Annotated in this window: 15 protein-coding genes; all 15 read left to right on the plus strand. The window is 60.1% G+C overall.

The genetic code is table 11. From position 1 onward, the window contains the following. Positions 1-13: 13 nt before the first annotated feature. The 15 genes from LOY56_RS06815 (at position 14) to LOY56_RS06885 (ending at position 20,184) form a co-directional block, all read left to right on the plus strand. The gene (locus LOY56_RS06815; RefSeq protein ID WP_258620670.1) at positions 14-1,579 is read left to right on the plus strand and encodes a flagellar hook-associated protein 3; all 1,566 of its coding nucleotides are present in this window, start codon (positions 14-16) and stop codon (positions 1,577-1,579) included. 95 nt (positions 1,580-1,674) lie between these two features. Further along, entirely contained in the window at positions 1,675-5,247 is a 3,573-nt protein-coding gene (locus LOY56_RS06820; protein ID WP_258620672.1) for a glycosyltransferase, read from the plus strand. 264 nt (positions 5,248-5,511) lie between these two features. Then, a complete protein-coding gene (gene rfbF, locus LOY56_RS06825) occupies positions 5,512-6,285 on the plus strand; it encodes a glucose-1-phosphate cytidylyltransferase (protein ID WP_223487785.1) in 774 nt (257 codons plus the stop codon). After that, positions 6,267-7,349 carry a CDP-glucose 4,6-dehydratase gene (rfbG, locus tag LOY56_RS06830; RefSeq protein WP_258620674.1) on the plus strand — a complete coding sequence of 361 codons (1,083 nt, stop codon included), beginning with the start codon at positions 6,267-6,269 and terminating at the stop codon, positions 7,347-7,349. Before rfbF ends, rfbG begins: the two co-directional genes overlap by 19 nt. Further along, a complete protein-coding gene (gene rfbC / locus LOY56_RS06835; protein ID WP_258620675.1) occupies positions 7,346-7,906 on the plus strand; it encodes a dTDP-4-dehydrorhamnose 3,5-epimerase in 561 nt (186 codons plus the stop codon). The genes rfbG and rfbC overlap by 4 nt, the downstream gene beginning before the upstream one ends. After that, on the plus strand, positions 7,903-8,775 hold the full coding sequence (locus tag LOY56_RS06840) for an NAD(P)-dependent oxidoreductase (protein WP_258620676.1): 873 nt from the start codon (positions 7,903-7,905) through the stop codon (positions 8,773-8,775). Before rfbC ends, LOY56_RS06840 begins: the two co-directional genes overlap by 4 nt. Further along, complete coding sequence (locus tag LOY56_RS06845) at positions 8,765-9,835, plus strand: class I SAM-dependent methyltransferase (RefSeq protein WP_258620677.1); 1,071 nt, start codon at positions 8,765-8,767, stop codon at positions 9,833-9,835. The genes LOY56_RS06840 and LOY56_RS06845 overlap by 11 nt, the downstream gene beginning before the upstream one ends. A gap of 17 nt (positions 9,836-9,852) precedes the next feature. Continuing rightward, the gene (locus LOY56_RS06850; protein WP_258620678.1) at positions 9,853-10,590 is read left to right on the plus strand and encodes a cephalosporin hydroxylase family protein; all 738 of its coding nucleotides are present in this window, start codon (positions 9,853-9,855) and stop codon (positions 10,588-10,590) included. A gap of 51 nt (positions 10,591-10,641) precedes the next feature. Next, entirely contained in the window at positions 10,642-13,575 is a 2,934-nt protein-coding gene (locus LOY56_RS06855; RefSeq protein WP_258620679.1) for a TIGR00180 family glycosyltransferase, read from the plus strand. Positions 13,576-13,605: 30 nt separating this feature from the next. Next, positions 13,606-14,607, plus strand: coding sequence for a UDP-N-acetylglucosamine 4,6-dehydratase (inverting) (gene pseB, locus LOY56_RS06860; protein ID WP_258620680.1), 1,002 nt, complete (start codon positions 13,606-13,608; stop codon positions 14,605-14,607). Beyond that, entirely contained in the window at positions 14,604-15,767 is a 1,164-nt protein-coding gene (pseC, locus tag LOY56_RS06865) for a UDP-4-amino-4,6-dideoxy-N-acetyl-beta-L-altrosamine transaminase (RefSeq protein WP_258620681.1), read from the plus strand. The genes pseB and pseC overlap by 4 nt, the downstream gene beginning before the upstream one ends. A 20-nt stretch (positions 15,768-15,787) precedes the next feature. Beyond that, positions 15,788-16,483, plus strand: a complete 696-nt coding sequence (gene pseF, locus LOY56_RS06870; protein WP_258622578.1) for a pseudaminic acid cytidylyltransferase — start codon at positions 15,788-15,790, stop codon at positions 16,481-16,483. Continuing rightward, positions 16,480-17,979: a UDP-2,4-diacetamido-2,4,6-trideoxy-beta-L-altropyranose hydrolase gene (gene pseG / locus LOY56_RS06875; RefSeq protein ID WP_258620682.1), complete on the plus strand. Its 1,500-nt coding sequence runs from the start codon at positions 16,480-16,482 to the stop codon at positions 17,977-17,979. Before pseF ends, pseG begins: the two co-directional genes overlap by 4 nt. After that, on the plus strand, positions 17,976-19,028 hold the full coding sequence (gene pseI / locus LOY56_RS06880) for a pseudaminic acid synthase (protein ID WP_258620683.1): 1,053 nt from the start codon (positions 17,976-17,978) through the stop codon (positions 19,026-19,028). The genes pseG and pseI overlap by 4 nt, the downstream gene beginning before the upstream one ends. Positions 19,029-19,257: 229 nt before the next feature. Then, a complete protein-coding gene (locus LOY56_RS06885) occupies positions 19,258-20,184 on the plus strand; it encodes a ketoacyl-ACP synthase III (RefSeq protein WP_258620684.1) in 927 nt (308 codons plus the stop codon). Positions 20,185-20,269 lie beyond the last annotated feature (85 nt).

Consider the following 20,269-nt stretch of genomic DNA (forward strand, 5'->3'; position numbering starts at 1 on the left):
GGAGTCGTAGCCCATGCGCATTTCTACCGCCCAGTTTTACGAGTCCTCTGCCGCCAACTATCAGAAGAACTTCGCCAACGTGGTCAAGAGCAGCGAGGAGGCCAGCAGCCTGGTTCGCGTCAACACCGCGGCCGATGATCCGGTCGGCGCTTCGCGTTTGCTGCAATTGGGTCAACAGGCTTCGATGCTCGATCAATATGAGGCTAACGCCACCACCATCAAGGGGACCCTTGGTACCACTGAGGCGGTGATGAACAGCATCGGCAACGTATTGCAGCGCGCCAAGGAATTGGCCGTCAGCGCCGGTAACGCCGGTTACACGGATGCCGACCGCCAGGCCAACGCGTCGGAGCTGGGGCAGATCGAAGAGCAGCTGCTGAGCCTGATGAACAGCAAAGACGAGAACGGTAAATACATCTTCGCCGGTTCCAAGGGCGATACCGTGCCGTTCACACGTAACAACGATGGCACCTACAGCTACAACGGTGACCAGGTAACGCTCGACCTGGCGATTGGCGACACCATGTCGATGGCCACCAACAGCACCGGTTGGGATGCGTTCCAGCAGGCGATCAATACCAGCCGGAGCCAGGTCACCATGACCGCGCCAGTGACCGATGACGGTCGCGTGACCCTGTCCAATGGCCAGGTGTCGTCGGGCGTGACCTACAACAGCAAGTTCCGTAGTGGCGAGCCCTATACCGTGGACTTCGTCAGCGGCACCCAGCTGAAAATCACTGACTCGGGCGGGAACGATGTGACTGCCGAAGCCAGTCAGGGCGGCGCGTTCGATCCTGCCAGCCGGGCCGGCCAGGCCGTCACTTTCCGTGGTGTCGAGCTGACCCTGAATATCAATCTTGGCGTCGGTGATACGGCGGCTACCGTGCTGCCTGGCCACACCTTTACCCTGGCGGCCAAGCCGGACACCTTCACCGCAACCGCTAGCCCGGGCAACCCTTCGACGGCGCAGGTCACCACCAGCAGCATCACCAACCCGGCGAATTACCACGCCAGTTTCCCTACCGGTTCGGCGATCCTCAAGTTCACCAGCGCCACCGCCTTCGAACTGTACGCAGCGCCTTTGACGGCCAACAGTAAGCCAGTGTCTGCCGGAACCATGGCCGGCAGCGTCGCCACCGCATCGGGTGTGAGCTTCACCCTGACCGGTGCGCCGGCTACCAATGATCAGTTCAGCATCGCGGTCAACACTCACGAAACCCAGAACATCCTGGACACCGTGAGCCAGTTGAAAACCGCTCTGAATACACCGACCAATGGCAACGCGATCGCTACTCAGAAACTGCAAGCGTCACTGGCTTCCGGTATCGCCAACCTGGCCAGTGGCACTGATCAGCTGTCCAGCGCCTTGAGCTCTGTCGGTGGTCGCGGTGCTGCCCTGGATACCCAGAGCGATACCAACCAGAGCTTGAAACTGGCCAATGCCCAGACCCAATCCTCGATTCGTGATTCCGATTCGGCTGAAGTGATGACCCGTCTGACCTTGCAACAAACCATGTTGCAGGCCTCGCAACTGGCTTTCAGCAAGATTGCTCAGCTGGGCCTGTTCAACAAGGTCTGAGCCTGCGTCTGCCGAGCTGCCAACCGTCTTTTTGCAAGCGGTTCCGGGGCCTCTGCCTGAAAGGGTAGAGGCCCGCCGCTCGAGAGTTTCCTGCCGTGAATCAACGCCCCCTCGTCAGTATCGTCATCCCAGCCTTCAACCCGCGCTTCTTCAGCCAGGCATTGGAAAGTGCGCTCGCCCAGACCTACGAGCACATCGAGATCGTTGTCTGTGACGATTCGTCCAGCGACGAGATCCGCGGCATTGTCGAGGCCTTCAATGAGCCGGCTCACCCGGTTCGCTACTTGCGTAACCCGCAGCGTCTGGGCTTGCAGAAGAACGTATTGCGTTGCGTCGAAGAAGCCCGGGGCGAGTTCATCAAAGTGCTGTGCGACGACGACCGTCTGTTTTCACCGAGCATTGCATTGCAAGCGCAGGTGTTGATCGATCACGCGGATGTGAATGTGGTGTTTGCCCTGCGGATGCTCAGTGATGCCGGTAATTTCATTCTGCCGCCACGGGTCGACAACTGCCGGTTCGCGCCGAACGACGCCTTGCTCAAGGGCGATGACATGCTGGCGATCTTCGAAGGTACGCCGAAGAATTTCCTCGGCAACTTCAGTTCGACCCTGATGCGTCGCGCCGATGTATTGGAGCTGTTGCCGGCGCTGATTCAGGAAGGCGCCGGTTTCGTCGCCATGCTCGATTTCGCCTTGTTCGTGTGCTTGATGCGTCGCGGCAATCTGGTGTCGCTGAGCACTGTGCTGAGCACCGAACGTTTGTACCCGGAGCGTCTGAGCAAAACCCCGGAAATGGTCAAGGCCGCAGCGGTGGAGTGGAGCTGGCTTTCGCAGATGCTTGCGGCGCGTAGGGGTGAATCGGCGCCGGCATCGGGTTGGGTACGCTACATCGAACTGGCCAAAATCACCGACCAGCCCCACGCCTGGGAAGAGTTGTGCGTGGTGCGCATTCTGGGCAACCGAAACACGGTGGTGAATGGCCGGGTGGGCGCGGAGAGCGAAAGCTACGCCGATTTCTATCGCGAATGGCTGGCGATCCGCAGGTTCTCCGATGTCGAGCAGCGGCTCATGCCGCAACGCCTCGACAGCTGGACGTTCCGTCCGCAGATCGTGCCGATCGTGATCGACAGCACTGCTGACGGTGCGGCGCTCAAGACTACGTTGCAGAGCATTAGCCAGCAACTGTACGCGCCTCAGGCAGTACTGGTGTTGTCTGATGCCGTGTGTGCGACCGACGATTGTGTGGTGCAGTTGCCGTTCCAGGCGGATTGGGCACAACAGCTCAACGCGGTGGTACCGCAGCTGGAAGGCGCTCACTGGTTTTATCTGCTGCAGGCTGGCGACACCTTGCGCGAGTCGGCTCTGCTGATCCTGGCCGAACGCATTACGGGTTCGGCGGGCATTCTCTGTGCCTACAGCGACGAGGGCGCGCTGGTCGATGGCGAGTCGGTCGACCCGGTGTTCAAACCCGATTTCAACCTCGATCTGATGCGCGCCTATCCCTATGTCGGTCGAACCCTGGCCTTCGAGCGGCAGCGCTTCATGGCGCTGGGCGGTTTCGATTCGGCTCACGGTGAGCTGGCGCCGCACGATCTGTTATGGCGTCTGGTGGAAGAGGCCGGGCCGCAAACCATCGAGCACATCGCCGAAATCCAGGTTGAGTCGAGTCACTCTTTCGCCGCCTGGCTGTCGTTGCCCGAAGTGATCGAGAGCAATGCCAGGATGGTCAGCGCACACCTGGATCGTATTGGTGTGGCGCACGCGATCCGGCAGGAAGAGTTGCCGTTGATCAACCGCATCGACTACCTCCATGGGGCGCGTCCGTTGGTGTCGATCATCGTCCAGACCGGTGATTCGCTGTACGCCTTGCAGCGTTGCATCGAAAGCTTGATCGAGCGCACGGCTTATAGCCAATACGAAATCCTGATCGTTGACAGCGGTACGGACGACCCGGCGATGCTCGACTGGCTGGCGGCGATGGCGCAGTTGGGCGCCGCGATGCTGCGAGTGCTGCGTTACGCCGGTGACGCCAACGATGCGGCGATTCGCAATTTCGCCGCGAGCCTGGCGCATGGCGAGTACTTGCTGCTGCTCAGCGCGCAAACAGTGATCTGCGACAGCGACTGGCTGGATGAATTGCTCAATCACGCCCAGCGCCCCGAAGTGGGGGTGGTCGGTGCCCGCATCCTCAGTCCCGAGGGCTCGATCGTCAGTGCCGGGTTGATTCTTGGCCTGGCCGGGCCGTTCGGCTCGCCATTTCATGGCGAGGCGGCTGGCTCTCGTGGCTACATGCAGCGTTTGCAAGTAACCCAGAACTGGAGCGCGGTAAGCAGTCACTGCCTGATGGTGCGCAAACAAGTGTTCGATGAGCTCGAGCAGTTCGATGAGGCGACCTTCACCCAAGGTCTCAGCGACGTCGACTTGTGTTTGCGGGCGAGCAAGGATGGTTATCTAGTGGTCTGGACGCCTTACGCCAGCGTGGTGTGGGTGCCGCAAGATGTATCGCCGACGCCGCCTTCGACATGGGCGCTGCGAGAGCATGAACAGGAAATCTTCTATCGCAAATGGCTGCCGAAGATCGCCAAGGATCCGGCCTACAGTCCGGCGCTCAGCCTTGGGGTTTCAAGCTTCAGCCTGGAGCCGTCGCTGCGCAATAACTGGAACCCGTTCTGCACCCGCGCATTGCCGTTGATTCTCGGTCTGCCAGTCAACAGCACCGCCGTCGGTCACTACCGGGTGACCGCGCCGTTGGCCGAACTCGAAGCGGCCAGTCGGGTGATCGCGCGGGTGGCCTATGAGTCGCCGTCGACCGTGGAGATCGAGCGTCTGTCTCCAGACACGATCATTCTGCAAGGACGTTACAGCGAAGGCGCCGCGGGTGACATTCTGCGGATGAAAAAGTACTCCAGTGCGCTACGAATTTTCGAACTCGACGACTACATCGTCAGTGCGCCGAAGAAAAACACCCACGCCCGCAACAAGCCCGTCAACACTGAGCAGATGCTGCGTGAAGGCATTGGCCTATGCGATCGCGTAGTGGTCACCACTCAGCCGCTGGCTGATGCCTTGTCGAGCATGCACAGCGAGATCCGCGTGGTGCCGAACATGCTATCGCCGGACCCATGGGCGACACTGACCAGCCGCCGCCGTACCTCCAGCAAGCCGCGGGTGGGCTGGGGGGGTGGCACCAGCCATACCGGTGACCTGGAGATCATTGCCGACGTGGTTCGCGAACTGGCGAACGAAGTGGAGTGGGTGTTCTTCGGCATGTGCCCTGACGCCTTGCGTCCGTATGTCCACGAGTTTCACTCCACCATCGGCTTGCAGAGCTATCCATTCAAACTGGCCAGCCTGAACCTCGACCTGGCGCTGGCACCGCTGGAATTCCATATCTTCAACGACTGCAAAAGCAACCTGCGCTTGCTGGAGTACGGCGCCTGCGGGTACCCGGTGATCTGCACCGATACCGAGGCCTATCGCGGCCACTTGCCGTGCACCAAGGTCTACAGCAACAGCGCGGACGAATGGCTGCAAGCTATCCGCATGCACCTGGCCGACCCGGATGCGAGTTACCGCATGGGCGATGAACTGCGTGAAGCGGTGCATCGAGATTTCATGCTGCGCGGCGACAACCTCAATCACTGGTTGTGGGGCTGGTTGCCGGACTGATTCCGTGATTACCCGCTAAGCATCAAAAAATCGCAGTCTTTGGCAGCTCCCACAGGAATGTATCGACACCTGTAGCCGTTGCCCAAGGCTGCGTCTTTTTTGTCCTGCGCAATTGGCTCACTTCCTGCAAGTCACCTGAATATCGCCATAAAACCTTCACCCCAATGGCGTGAACGGCTCAATGGCTGCGGGTAAATGATGTGCATCTGGCGGTTCGCGACCCTTGCGGGGTTGCCGGAACGCGCGAAGAGCAAGAGGACAGCGATGAAGGCAGTAATTCTGGCAGGTGGTCTCGGCACGCGGATCAGCGAAGAGTCGCACCTCAAGCCCAAGCCGATGATCGAGATCGGCGGCAAGCCAATTCTTTGGCACATCATGAAACAGTACTCCGCCCACGGGATTCATGACTTCGTGATCTGCCTTGGCTACAAGGGCTATGCGATCAAGGACTTCTTCGCCAATTACTTCCTGCACACTTCCGACGTCACCTTCGACATGCGCAACAACCGCATGGACGTGCATCAGAACTACAGCGAGCCGTGGAGCGTCACGCTCATCGACACCGGCGAGGAAACCATGACCGGTGGCCGCTTGCTGCGCGCCGGCCGTTACCTCAAGGATGAAGACGCCTTCTGTTTTACCTACGGCGACGGCGTCTCCGATATCAATATCCGTCAACTGGTGGACTACCACAGCGCCCACGGTCGTCTGGCGACCGTTACTGCCGTACAACCGCCGGGCCGTTACGGCGCCCTGGAGCGTCACGGCGATCAGGTGCTCGGTTTCACCGAGAAGCCCCGTGGCGACGGTGGCTGGATCAATGGCGGTTTCTTTGTGCTTTCACCGAAAGTGCTGTCGTACATCGGCGGTGATGACACCACTTGGGAAGCCGAGCCCTTGGCTCGTCTGGCCCAGGATGAACAATTGAAGGCCTTCGAGCATGAAGGCTTCTGGCATCCGATGGACACCCTGCGTGACAAGAACCACCTCGAAGCGTTGTGGCAGAGTGGGGAGGCCCCATGGAAGCAATGGGCCTGAGTCCGGAGTTCTGGCGTGGCAAACGGGTTCTGCTGACCGGCCATACGGGTTTCAAGGGCAGCTGGCTGACGTTGTGGCTGCAAAGTCTCGGTGCCGAGGTCTGCGGGTTTTCGCTCGATCCGTCCACCGAACCGAGCCTGTTCGAATTGGCCCGAGTGCATGAGGGCATCAACGATCAGCGCGGCGACCTGCGTGATCTCGGCGCCTTACTGGAATTGATGACCGAAGTGCAGCCGGAAATCGTCCTGCACCTGGCGGCCCAACCACTGGTGCGCGAAGGCTATCGCGATCCGCTCGGCACCTATTCCAGCAATGTCATGGGCACTCTCAACCTGCTCGAAGCGATCCGCCAGGTCGGCGGTGTGCGCGCCTGCGTGCTGGTGACCACCGACAAGGTCTACGCCAACAAGGAGTGGCTGTGGCCGTACCGCGAGGACGAAGCGCTGGGCGGTCACGACCCTTACAGCAGCAGCAAGGCTTGCTGTGAATTGTTGGCACAGTCTTACGCCGCGTCGTTTTTCCCGGTGGACAAGTACGCCGAACACGGTCTGGCGTTGGCCACTGCGCGCGCCGGTAACGTGCTGGGCGGTGGGGACTTCGCGCCGGAGCGCTTGATTCCTGATGTGCTCAAGGCCTGGTCCGCAGACAAGCCTGTGACCCTGCGCTACCCGCAAGCCGTGCGCCCTTGGCAGCACGCCCTGGAGCCGCTGGCCGGTTATCTGCAATTGGCCGCTGGCCTCTATGAGCAAGGCCCGGCATTTGCCGGCGCGTGGAACTTCGGCCCGAGCGAAGCTGATATGTGCAGCGTCGGCGAAGTGGTCGAGCTGCTCGCCAGCCGCTGGCCGCAAGCGCGCGGCTTGCGCATCGAACCGAGTGATTTGCATGAGGCCGGTCTGTTGCGCCTGGACAGCAGCCGCGCCCGGCAACGGTTGGCCTGGCAGCCGCGCTGGTCGTTGCAGCAGTGCCTGATCCAGACCCTCGATTGGCACTTGGCGTGGCAGAACGGCGATGACATGCGCACGGTGACCTTGAATCAATTGAATCTCTATAGGGAACGGTCATGACTGATTTCACGCTCCAGGCACTGGAGCTTGAGGGGTTGTATCTGATCCGGCAAAAAGTGTTCTGCGACGACCGTGGCCGGTTTGCCCGACTGTTTTGCCAGACCCGTCTGATGTCGCAGGGCCGCCCGTTTGCCATCCGTCAGATCAACCATTCGCGCACGGTCGAAAAGGGCAGTGTGCGGGGCCTGCATTACCAGAAAGCCGGCTATGCAGAGTCCAAGCTGATCACCTGCGTACGCGGTGCGGTGTGGGACGTGGTGGTGGATCTGCGGCCCCAGTCACCGACGTATTTGCAGTGGCATGCAGAAGAGTTGCGGGCCGACGATGGGCGCAGTCTGTTGATCCCGGCAGGTTTTGCCCATGGCTTTCAATCCCTGAGCGACGATTCGGAAGTGCTTTATCTGACGGACGCGGACTATGCGCCGGATCATGAGGCCGGCCTTTCGGTCAGCGATCCGGCGTTGTCGATCCCGTGGCCATTGCCCGTCAAGAACTTGTCGCCCAAGGATGCGAGCCATCCATTGCTGGACAAGGATTTCACCGGGGTTGAACTGTGACAGGCCCCACCACGACCGTGTTGGTCACTGGCGCTACCGGTTTTGTCGGTCGGCATCTGGTCAGTGCCCTGCTCGCCAAAGGCTTCAAGGTGCGTGCGGTGTCGCGCAGTCTTGAAGCGGCACGTGCGATGCCATGGTTCGCTGATGTCGAGTTTGTCGCGGTGGATTTGCATGCGCCGGATCTGAATGTGGAAAGCCTGACCCGCGGCGTGGATGCCATCGCGCATCTGGCGTGGGCCGGCCTGCCGAACTATCAGGCGCTGTTCCATTTCGAGCAAAACCTGCCGCTGGATTACGGGTTTCTCAAACGGGTAATCGCCGCGGGTGTCAGCCAGGTGCTGGTTACCGGGACCTGTTTCGAGTACGGGCTGCAAAGCGGCCCGCTGGACGAGTCGGTGACCGCTCGACCTTGTACACCTTATGGCCTGGCCAAACACACCTTGCGTCTGTTCCTTGAAGCCTTGCAGCGTGAGCACACGTTTACTTTGCAGTGGGCACGCCTGTTTTACCTGCATGGCGAGGGGCAGAACCCCAACAGCTTGCTGGCCAGTCTTGACCGGGCCATCGATGCCGGTGACATCCAGTTCAATATGTCGATGGGCGATCAGTTGCGCGACTACCTGGAAATCACGGCGGCTGCCTCTCAACTGGCCTCGCTGATCACCCATCGCGATGTTGGTGGCGTGATCAACTGTTGCAGTGGCCGGCCTGTATCCGTGCGGGCCCTGGTCGAACAGCGTGTGCGCCAGCGCCAATCCTCCATCGTCCTGAATCTTGGGCACTACGGTTATTCCGCCCATGAACCTATGGCGTTTTGGGGCGTTGCCCAGCGGATTTCGCAACTGACGGGTGAAGAACATGCAGCATGAACTCTATCGGGCGATCGGGCTGCCGGTGCTGCAGAACCGCACCTTTACTACGGCCGAACAGGCCCAGGCGTCTGGCAGCGCGGATATCGTGCTGGTGCAAGACAGTCAGAGCGGACTGATCTCCAATCAGGCCTTTGACGCCAGCAAACTCAGCTACGACGTCGATTATCAAAACGAACAGGCTCATTCGGTGCAGTTCCAGCGGCACTTGAATCATGTCGAAGCAATCCTGGCCCGGCATTTCAAGGGTAAAAGCCTCATCGAAGTCGGCTGTGGCAAAGGCTACTTCCTGGAGATGCTTCGGGGGCTCGGCTATGCCATCACCGGGATCGACCCGTCCTATGAAGGGGACAATACCGAAGTGATCAAGGCCCCCTTCACCCGGGAACTGGGGCTGGCCGCCGACGCGATTGTCCTGCGCCATGTGCTGGAACATATCAGCGATCCGGTCAGTTTCCTGGCTGAAATTGCCAGTGCCAACCATGGCGGGCAGATTTACATCGAGGTGCCGTGCTTCGACTGGATTGTCGAGCACAACGCTTGGTTCGATGTTTTCTACGAACACGTGAATTACTTCCGCCTTGAGGATTTGCGCGCAATGTTTGAAACGGTGCACGAGGCGGGGCACCTTTTCGGTGGTCAATACCTGTACATCGTTGCGGACTTGTCGACGTTGCGCCGTATGCCGGCCGAGGCACCGTCGTTGCTGACGCTGTCGGAACATTTCACCGCCAGCCTCGACCGCGCCGTGCAGATCATCCAGGCCGCGCCCGAGCAGGGTTCGGCAATCTGGGGCGCGTCGTCCAAAGGCGTGATTTATTCGCTGTTTCTGCAGCGCGCGGGTGTGGCAGTGGATCGCGTGGTGGATATCAACCCGGCCAAACAGGGCCGATATTTGCCCCTGAGCGGCGTGCGCGTGTCCTCGCCGCAAGAGGCCATGGATGCCTTGCCCGAAGGCGCCAACCTGTTTGTGATGAACTCCAATTACCTCGAAGAAATCAAGCGGATGACCGGTGGACGCTACGTCTATCACGCCGTCGACAGCGCTTCGTTCCAGTGACCATTGAGAATTTTGAAATGACCGACAACAGCATCAACAAAGCCTTCGAAGCCGAATGCCGGGAACAGATCGCCCAGCAAGGTGACGACCAGAAACTCACCGGCCTGGCCCGGGATTTCTTCAACGAATCGGCGAAGCACAAATACAGCTACCACTTCTCGTGGATGGGACGTCCGATCATCCAGCTGCCCCAAGACATGATGGCCATGCAAGAAATCATCTGGCAGGTCAAACCGGATCTGGTCATCGAGTGTGGCATCGCTCACGGCGGTTCGATCATCTACTACGCCTCCTTGCTGGAGCTGCAAGGCCACGGTGAAGTGCTGGGCATCGACCTCGACATTCGTGCGCACAACCGCGAAGCCATCGAAAGCCATCCGATGAGCAAGCGCATCAAGATGATCGAAGGTTCGAGCATTGATCCTGCGATCGCCGCGCAAGTACGTGCCATTGCCGAAGGCAAAAAGGTCATCCTGGTACTGGACTCCAACCATACCCACGATCACGTGCTGGAAGAATTGCGCCTGTACGCACCGCTGGTGTCGGTGGACAGCTACTGCGTGGTGATGGACACCGTGGTTGAAGACATGCCGGCCGATTTCTTCCCGGATCGCCCATGGGGCCCGGGCGACAACCCGAAAACTGCCGTATGGAAGTACCTGGAAGAAAACAAGGACTTCGAGATCGATCAGCAGATGCAAAATAAACTGCTGATCACCGTGGCGCCGGACGGCTATCTGCGTCGCGTTCGTTAATCAAAAGTGGTTTCAGGTTCTTGGCGATTGGCCGGTTGTGGGGATAGAAAGATGCAGGTTAAAAACAGTGCTCAAAACAACGTTACACCGCTGAACGAGCGGTTTACGGTGGTGGTGATTTCCCACAACCGGAACGCGTTCCTGCGGCGCACCTTGCAGTACTACAGCAGCTTTCCCTGCACGGTTCTGGTTCTGGACTCCTCCCTTGAGGGTGATGAGAACATGACCCGGGACTTCCCGGCGGTCGACTATCGCCACTTGCCGCAATACACCTACAAGGGGCTGCAGGATAAACTCACCTACGGCGTCAATCAGGTCACCACGCCATACATGGTGTTCGCCGCCGATGACGACTTCCTGCTGCACCGCGCACTGAACGAATCGGTGGAGTTTCTCGAAGCCAATCCCGACTACGGCCTGTGCCATGGCTACGGGATCATGTACCTGGCCCGTGCTACTGAAGTGAACTACTTCCGCCGCGACCGCAAGGTTCATGAGGATTACAACTCGGAGCAGGCCGAAGACCGTGTCGTGCGGTTCATGGATAATTTCCTGCCGCCGTTCTATGCGGTCACCCGTACCGATCTGCTGCAACAGTGGTACAGCCTGCTGCCACCTGGCACCAGTTTCGAATGGCAGGAAATCGGCCATGCCTTCTACCTGCTGGCCTGCGCGAAGGCACGGATCCTGCCGATTCCGTTTGCTGTGCGGGAAATGAACTATGGCGCCTCGGACCACAACACCAACGTGTTGACGGTGCTGACTTTCAAAGACGCCAAAAGCGTTGCCGAGCGCGAGCAGTTTGCCGAATTCCTGGCCTCGATCCCGACGCCACTCAGCGACAAGGGGCCGGTCCAGGCCAAGCAGATCGCCCTGGACAGTTTTACCGCCATGGCCGATTGCCTGATCGAAGGTCGCTCGCTCAAAGGCACCCTGATTATTCGCTCGGCCTGGCGCGAGGCGGGGGAAGAGCCGATTCGCTCGTTCGGCCCCGAGCAATTCGTCGAAATGCCGTTCTACAACAAACCGGTGTTCGACCTGCTGACCGAGCTCGAATTCCTGCTGCATGCCATGCCTGCCGGGCGCCTGCAACTTCAGGAACTGGAAGGCATTCTGCTCAAGCAGCATGAGTTGATGCAAGTTCACCCCAATGACACCGACCGCACTGTGCGTAGCCGGTTGTGGGAGGCCTTGAGCCTGAACCTGTTCAACCGGGCCGTGGTCAAGCGCCTGGCGGAGTCGTTGAAGGACAGCGAAGAGCCGGAAGAAGGCCTCAAGCTGCAAGCCTGGGCCGAGCGACTGAACGCTTTACCAGGTCAGCAAGACCGCCGACTGTTCGAGAACATGCCGTCCGGCCGGTTGCTGAACTGGCTCGAAGCGCGCAACCCGCAGGCCACACAGCTCAAGGCGATCGCTGCACAGTTGGCCAAGCATAATGGCGGTCCTCAGTTCGGCATTCTGTTGCTGGATCTGGACGCCGACAGGGTCAAGTTGCAGGCGACCTTCGACAGTTTGGTCGGTGGCCATTGCAAGGCATTCAACCTGGTGGTGTTCACTACCGGTGAATTACCGGCAACCACGTCCGTGCGCGATACCGTGCATTTTGTCAAAGTCAGCACAAGCAATTATGTGGAGCGCATCAACCAGATCGTCACCCAGTCCACCGCCGATTGGCTGTTGCTGGCCGAGGCCGGTGATCAGTTCACTGCCAGCGGTTTGCTGCGCGCCAGCCTTGAGCTGGCCGGTGCCGAGGGCGTTCGTGCAGTGGCAATGGACGAGATTCAGCGTCAGGCCTGCGGCGCTCTGGCGGATGTATTCCGCCCTGGGGTCAACCTCGACCTGCTGCAAACCGTGCCGTCGTTGATGGCGCGCCACTGGTTGATCCAGCGTGATGTGTTGGCTCAGGCCAAAGGTTTCTCGACCGAGTACCCCCAGGCGCTGGAGTTCGATCTGTTGCTGCGCCTGATCGAGGACGGTGGCCTGGCAGGGCTGGCGCATCTGGCCGAACCCTTGCTGATTTGCAATGCCCCGGCAGAAGAATCCAGCGCTCAGGAGCGTCAGGTGCTGACCCGCTCTCTGGCGGCGCGCGGCTATCGCGCTCAGGTCAGCTCGGCACTGCCGCTGACTTACCAGATCGACTATCAACACGCCGAACGGCCGCTGGTGTCGATCATCCTCCAGAGCCAGGACAACCTTGAGTCGCTGCAACGCGCGCTGGTCAGTGTGCTGCAGCGCACCCGTTATCAGCGTCACGAAGTGCTGATTGCCGACAACCACAGCCAATCCGAAGAACTCGCAACCTGGTTGAGCAGCCTTGAAGGCAAGGGCGATCGCCTTCGTGTAATGCGCAGCGGTCAGCGCCTGAGTGCCTCGGCGCTGAACAATTTGGCCTGTGCCCAGGCCAAGGGGAACTACCTGGTATTACTGTCGGCGGAATCCGAAGTGGTCAATGCCAATTGGCTCGACGCCATGCTCAACCAGGCCCAGCGTCCTGAAGTCGGCATCGTTGGCGCGAAACTGATGGACATGCATGGCGTCACCACGCAGGCCGGCTTGGTCCTGGGTTTGAATGGCGATATCGGCTCGGTCTTTGTCGATGAACGTAAGGACGCCAAGGGCTACATGAACGGCCATCAGGTCGAGCAGAACTACTCGGCGGTGTCCGGTGCCTGTCTGATGATTCGCAAGGACGTGTTCGACGCGGTGGGGGGGCTGGACGAAGAGCATTTCGACGAAGCTTTTGGCGACATCGACCTGTGCCTGAAAGTCGCCGATGCGGGTTATCTGACTGTCTGGACACCCCAAGCGCAACTGTTGCATCCGGGCGTGCTGCCTGAGGCAGTCCAGGCTCGTGTCGCTTTGCGCGACAAGTGGCAATCGCGCTTCGAACAGGACTCAGCCTACAACCAGAACCTGGCCTTGACCGGCAAGGGCTTTACTCTCAGTGAACCGACCCGCGTGAACTGGGCGCAGTTGCTCGCATAAGCCTGGCTGACAGGTAAAAGGACTCAAGGCATGTTCAACGGTAAATCGATTTTCATCTCCGGCGGCACCGGCTCGTTCGGGCGCAATTTCATCCGCCGGCTGCTGGAGCAATACCAGCCCAAGCGCGTGGTGGTGTTTTCCCGCGATGAGCTCAAGCAGTACGAGATGCAGCAGACGTTCAACGCGCCGTGCATGCGTTATTTCATCGGTGATGTGCGCGACGCCGAGCGTTTGCGTCAGGCCATGCGCGGCATCGATTACGTCGTGCATGCCGCGGCCCTGAAACAAGTGCCGGCGGCGGAATACAACCCCACCGAATGCATCCGCACCAACGTCAACGGCGCAGAAAATATCATTGCCGCGGCCATCGACAACGGCGTGAAGAAAGTCGTCGCGCTGTCCACCGACAAGGCTGCCAGCCCAATCAACCTGTACGGCGCGACCAAGCTGCTGTCGGACAAACTGTTTGTGGCCGCCAACAACATTGCCGGCGAACAGCAGACTCGCTTTGCCGTGGTGCGCTACGGCAACGTTGCCGGGTCGCGCGGGTCGGTGGTGCCGTTCTTCAGCAAACTGATAGGCGAGGGCGCCAAAGAGCTGCCGATCACCGACGAGCGCATGACACGTTTCTGGATCACCCTCGATCACGGTGTGAAGTTTGTGCTCGACAGTTTCGCCCGCATGCACGGCGGTGAAGTATTTGTGCCGAAGATTCCGTCGATTCGCATCGTCGATCTGGCGCGGGGCATGGCTGAACATTTGCCGCACAAAAATGTTGGCATTCGGCCGGGGGAAAAACTCCATGAGTTGATGGTGCCGCTGGATGACGCGCGCATGACCCTGGAATTCGAGGATCACTACACCATTCAGCCGTCGATTCGTTTCACCAGCGTCGACGTGGATTTTGCCGTCGACAAACTGGGCGAGCAGGGCCGTTCGGTGAGCGAAGATTTCGAGTACCGCTCCGACACCAACCCGCACTTCCTCTCGGTCGGGCAAATCGCTGACCTGCACGCGGAGCTGTCGGCATGATTCCCTACGGTCGGCAAAGCCTCGATCAGGCCGACATCGACGCGGTGGTTGCCGTGTTGCAGTCAGACTGGCTGACGCAAGGGCCGACCATCGAGCGTTTCGAACAGGCCATGGCCGAGCGTTGCCAGGCCGATTTCGCGGTGGCGGTGTGCAATGCCACGGCGGCGTTGCACATTGCCTGCCTCGCCGCCGGCCTCGGGCCCGGCGATCGCTTGTGGACCACGCCGAACACTTTCCTGGCCTCGGCCAACTGCGGTCGCTACTGCGGCGCCGAGGTCGACTTCGTTGATATCGATCCGCTGACCTGGAACCTTGACGCTTACACCTTGGCGTCGAAACTTGAAATCGCCGAGCGCGACGGCAAACTACCGAAAGTGTTGGTGGCGGTGGCGTTCTCCGGACAGAGCTGCGACATGCGCATGATCGCCGAACTGGCCGAGCGCTATGGTTTTACGGTGATCGAAGATGCCTCCCACGCCGTCGGTGCGTTCTACGCCGGGCGTCCGGTGGGTTGTGGCGAATTCGCGGCGATGACGGTGTTCAGTTTCCACCCGGTGAAGATCATCACCAGTGCCGAAGGCGGCATGGTGCTGACCAATCGACCGGAACTGGCCGAGCGCTTGCAGCGCCTGCGCAGCCACGGCATGACCCGTGATCCCGTGCAGATGACCGAACCCAGCCACGGCCCCTGGTACTACCAGCAAGTAGAACTGGGCTTCAATTACCGCATCACCGACCTGCAAGCAGCCCTTGGTCTGTCGCAGCTGAACAAGCTCGATGGCTTCATCGAGCGTCGGCGTGAGCTGGCGGCGCGTTATGACCGGTTGCTGGCGTATCTGCCGCTAACCTTGCCCTACGCGCAGCCGGAGGCCGAGTCAGCGTGGCATTTGTACGTGGTGCGCTTGCAGGCGGAACGGATCACCCTCAGCCATCGACAGGTATTCGAAGGCTTGCGGGCGGCCGGGGTCGGTGTGAACTTGCACTATATTCCGCTGCACTTGCAGCCGTATTATCGCGACCTGGGTTTTGCCGAGGGGGATTTCCCCCAGGCCGAACGTTATTACGCCGAGGCCATCAGCCTGCCGCTGTTTCCTCTGCTGAGCGATGAACAACAGGATTATGTAGTCGAGCAATTGCGACGACTGATCCTTGAAGAATAGTGACTTGAGGAGTAGTGACTCTGAGCAGTGTTGCGATCATTCCGGCCCGTGGCGGCAGCAAACGAATCCCGCGCAAGAACCTCAAGCCATTCAATGGCATGCCGATGATCGTCCGTTCGATTCGCACGGCGCTGGAATCGAATCTGTTCGACCGGGTGATCGTCAGCACTGACGATGAAGAAATCGCCGAGGTCGCACGGGCCCATGGCGCTCAGGTGCCGTTCATGCGGCCCGCGACACTTGCCGACGATTTCACCGGGACCGCCGCGGTGATTGTGCATGCCTTGAAGCAATTGCCGGCGTTCGACTATGCCTGCTGCGTCTACGCGACGGCGCCCCTGTTGCAGGCGCGTTATCTGCGTCAGGGGCATGAGTTGCTGGTGCAGCATCCGGGCAAGTCTTTCGCGTTTTCAGTCGCCGGTTTTGGCTTCCCGGTACAACGGGCCTTGACCCTCGACGAGCAGGGCGCCTTGACCTCGCTCTACCCGGAATTTCGCGATACCCGTTCCCAGGACTTGCCCGAGGCTTTTCAAGATGCCGGCCAGTTCTATTGGGGGCGCAGCGAAGCCTGGTTGCGGGGCGATGTGCTGTTCTCGCCGGCAAGCCTGCCGGTGATTCTGCCGCGGCATCTGGTGCAGGACATCGACACCCTTGAAGACTGGAAGCGCGCCGAATACCTCTACGCCGCGCTCAAGGCCGGCGGGGAACTGCAATGAGAGTGCTGATCCGCGCTGATGCGTCGCCGACCATTGGCAGCGGCCACATTGCCCGTTGCCTGACCCTGGCCAGGGTGTTGCGCAAACAGGGCACACACGTTGCTTTCGCCTGTCGTCTGTTGCCGGGGCATCGGCTGGACAGTCTGCAGGCTGAGGATTTCGAGACCTTCGCGCTGCCGGAGCGCTATCCCGATGAAGACCCGCAGCAGGCCATCGAGTCAATGCTGCCGTGGCAGGCGGACATTGCGGCGCTGGGGCAAGCCTTGGAAAGTCATCCAACTTTCGACTGGATCATCGTCGACCACTATGGACTCGACCATCATTGGCAGACTGCCGCGCGCCGATGGGCACCCAGGATTGCGGCGGTGGATGACCTGGCTACTCGGCAATACAGCGTCGATCTGCTGCTCAATCAAAATCTGTCGGGCACGCCAGAGGCCTATGCCTCGTTGCTGACGCCCGACTGCCAGACTTTACTAGGCCCACGTTTTGCCCTGCTGCGCGATGAGTTCTGCTGCCCGGCGATTGAGATCAAACCTCGGGCCAGGCGAGTGCTGGTGAACTTCGGCGGCTTCGATGCGGCCATGCAGACCCACCACGCGATGTTGGCACTGGCGGACCTCCATGAGCTGGAGGTCGATTTCGTGGCGGGTGCCGACAACCCGGCCTGGGAGCAGATGCAGGCGCTGGCGGCGTATCGTCCGAACTGGCGCCTGCACAGTTTTGTCAGCGACTTCTACCGGCTGATGACTGAGGCTGATCTGTTCATCGGTGCCGGTGGCGGTACCAGTTGGGAGCGGGCGGCCTTGGGGCTGCCGACGATCTGCATTGCGGTCTCCAATAATCAGCAGGCCAACGGTGAGGTGATGGCGACCTCGGGTGCTCATGTGTTCCTGGGTAGCCGCGAGCGGGTCAGCGTCGAGCAGTTGCATCAGGCCATCGGTTTTGTCGTGGGCAATCAGGCACTTCGTCAAAGTCTGGCCGAACGTTCGCGGCAGTTGGTCGATGGCCGTGGGGCGCAGCGGGTGGCGGCGGCGCTGGCGGGGGCGGTACTGCAGATTCGTCAGGCCACACAGGATGATGCGCAACTGTTGTTCGACGGGCGCAATGCCGAAGCGGTTCGGCGCTGGTCGCCGGATACGCACGTCATCGACTGGCAATGGCATCAGGCTTGGCTGGCGACGAGCCTGAGCAATCCACAACGGTTGATGTTGATCGCCGAGGCAGATGACGGCCCGGTCGGTGTGCTGCGTTATGACCTCGACGATGCGCGGGCCGAAGTGTCGATTTATTTGTTCGAAGGCCGATTCGGCCTGGGCTGGGGCCTAGCGCTGCTGGTGCGGGGCGAGGCTTTCATCACCGCTCATTGGCCACGACTGGAAGCCATCACCGCTCAGGTGCTGCCGGGCAACCAAGCCTCGCTGAAAGTATTCCGCGAGGCAGGTTTCACTCAGAGTGCTTGTACGTTCACACGCGTTTTAAAGGATCACCCATGACCAGTTTCAAAATAGGCAACCGCTCGATCGGTGCCGATGCGCCGCCGTTCATCATTGCCGAGATGAGCGGCAACCATAACCAGTCGCTGGCCGTGGCGCTGCACATCGTCGAAGCCGCGGCCAAGGCCGGCGCGCATGCCTTGAAGCTGCAAACCTATACCGCCGAGACCATGACGCTGGATCTGTCCGAAGGCGAGTTCTTCATCAATGATCCCAACAGCCTGTGGGCCGGTTCTTCGTTGTACGCGCTGTACGAGAAGGCTCACACGCCGTGGGAATGGCACGCGCCGATCTTCGCCCGGGCTAAAGAACTGGGCATGCTGGCGTTCTCCACGCCGTTCGATGACACGGCGGTGGACTTCCTCGAAAGCCTCGACGTGCCGGCCTACAAGATCGCCAGTTTCGAGAACACCGATCTGTCGTTGATCCGGCGGGTGGCTGCCACCGGCAAGCCGTTGATCATCTCCACCGGCATGGCCAGCATCGCCGAGCTCGATGAAACCGTGCGCGCCGCCCGTGAGGCCGGTTGCAAGGACCTGGTGTTGCTCAAGTGCACCAGCACGTACCCGGCGACGCCGGCCAACAGCAATGTGCGTACGATTCCTCATCTGCGGGAGTTGTTTGGCTGTGAAGTCGGTTTGTCCGATCACTCGATGGGCGTCGGGGTGTCTGTCGCCGCTGTAGCGTTGGGAGCGACGGTAGTAGAAAAACATTTCACCCTTGATCGTGCCGCCGGTGGCGTGGACGCCAGTTTCTCCCTGGAACCGGCCGAACTCGCCAGCCTGGTGATCGAAACCGAACGCGCCTGGCAGGCCATGGGCCAGGTGCATTATGGCGTGACAGAGGCTGAGCGTAAGTCTCTGGTCTACCGCCGGTCGCTGTATGTCACTCAAGACATGGTTGCCGGGGAGCTTTTCACTGTCGCCAATCTGCGGGCCATCCGGCCTGGCTTTGGACTGGCGCCCAAACACGCTGAAACCCTTATGGGACGCCGCGCCCGCCAGGCTATCAAGCGCGGAACAGCGCTGGACTGGTCGTTGGTCGAATGATCGCTTGCGGGGCTGATTTGGCAAATTAGCGTGACCTGCGAGTCATAACGCGCATCTTCACTGTATTGTATTGATCGGGGAGATGGCGCCTGGCCTGCTTTTAGCCCAGTGATGGCCTTTTATTCTTCCCCGTGGTCACCCCTTGAGGGCGACGTTATTCCTTGTTTGTCGGCGCCCCTCGAATCCTTGCGAGCGGTGGTATTGGGCTGTTTATTATTGGGAAGCCGTAATGATTGGCATAAAGAGCATTGCGAGCTACGTTCCTGTAGCCGGCGTGGACAATTACGCACAAGGTGCAAAATTCGAAAAGGATGAAGAGTTCATCCTGGGCAAGATCGGTTCCGCCTTCCTGCCGCGCAAAGACGCCGGGCAAGAAACCTCGGACCTGTGTGTCGAAGCAGTCAACGCGCTGTTCGCCAACAATCCCGAGCTGAAGCGAGAAGCCATCGACGTGCTGATCGTCGTGACCCAGAACGGCGACGAAGAAGGCCTGCCGCACACCGCCGCCATCGTTCAGGACAAACTGGGCCTGCCGACCACCGTGGCCGCGTTCGATATTTCCCTGGGCTGCTCCGGTTACGTCTACGGCATCTACGCCATCAAGGGCTTCATGGAAGCCGCGGGCCTGAAGAATGGCCTGCTGGTGACCGCCGATCCGTACTCCAAGATCGTCGACCCCGAAGACCGCAACACCACCATGCTCTTCGGCGATGCCGCCACTGCCACCTGGATGGGCGAAGACGCGCCATGGCAGTTGGGCAAGGCCAAGTTCGGCACGGACGGTTCCGGCGCGCCACACCTGAAGGTTTCCGACGGCGTGTTCTTCATGAACGGCCGTCAGGTGTTCAACTTCGCACTGCTCAAAGTGCCGGCGCATTTGCATGAGCTGCTCGCTGACTCGGACCTGACGGCCGACGATATCGATGCTTTCTGCATTCACCAGGGCAGCGCGGCGATTGTCGACGCCGTGGCGCGACGCTTCGAGGGCGAGCCCGAGAAGTTCCTCAAGGACATGGTCGAGACCGGTAACACCGTGTCGTCGAGCATTCCATTGCTGCTGGAAAAACACGTGCTCGATTCCAAGTGGAAGCGTGTGGCGCTGAGTGGTTTCGGGGTGGGGCTGTCTTGGGGTTCGGCGATCATCTATCGCCCTTGAATCTCGGCTCTTTAGTCAAGAAAGCCAGGCACAAAAAAAGCGTTCAAGGTGTAACCTTGAGCGCTATTTTTTTGCCCGAATGAAA

It is taken from the genome of Pseudomonas sp. B21-048, from assembly GCF_024748615.1.
Lineage (GTDB): Bacteria > Pseudomonadota > Gammaproteobacteria > Pseudomonadales > Pseudomonadaceae > Aquipseudomonas.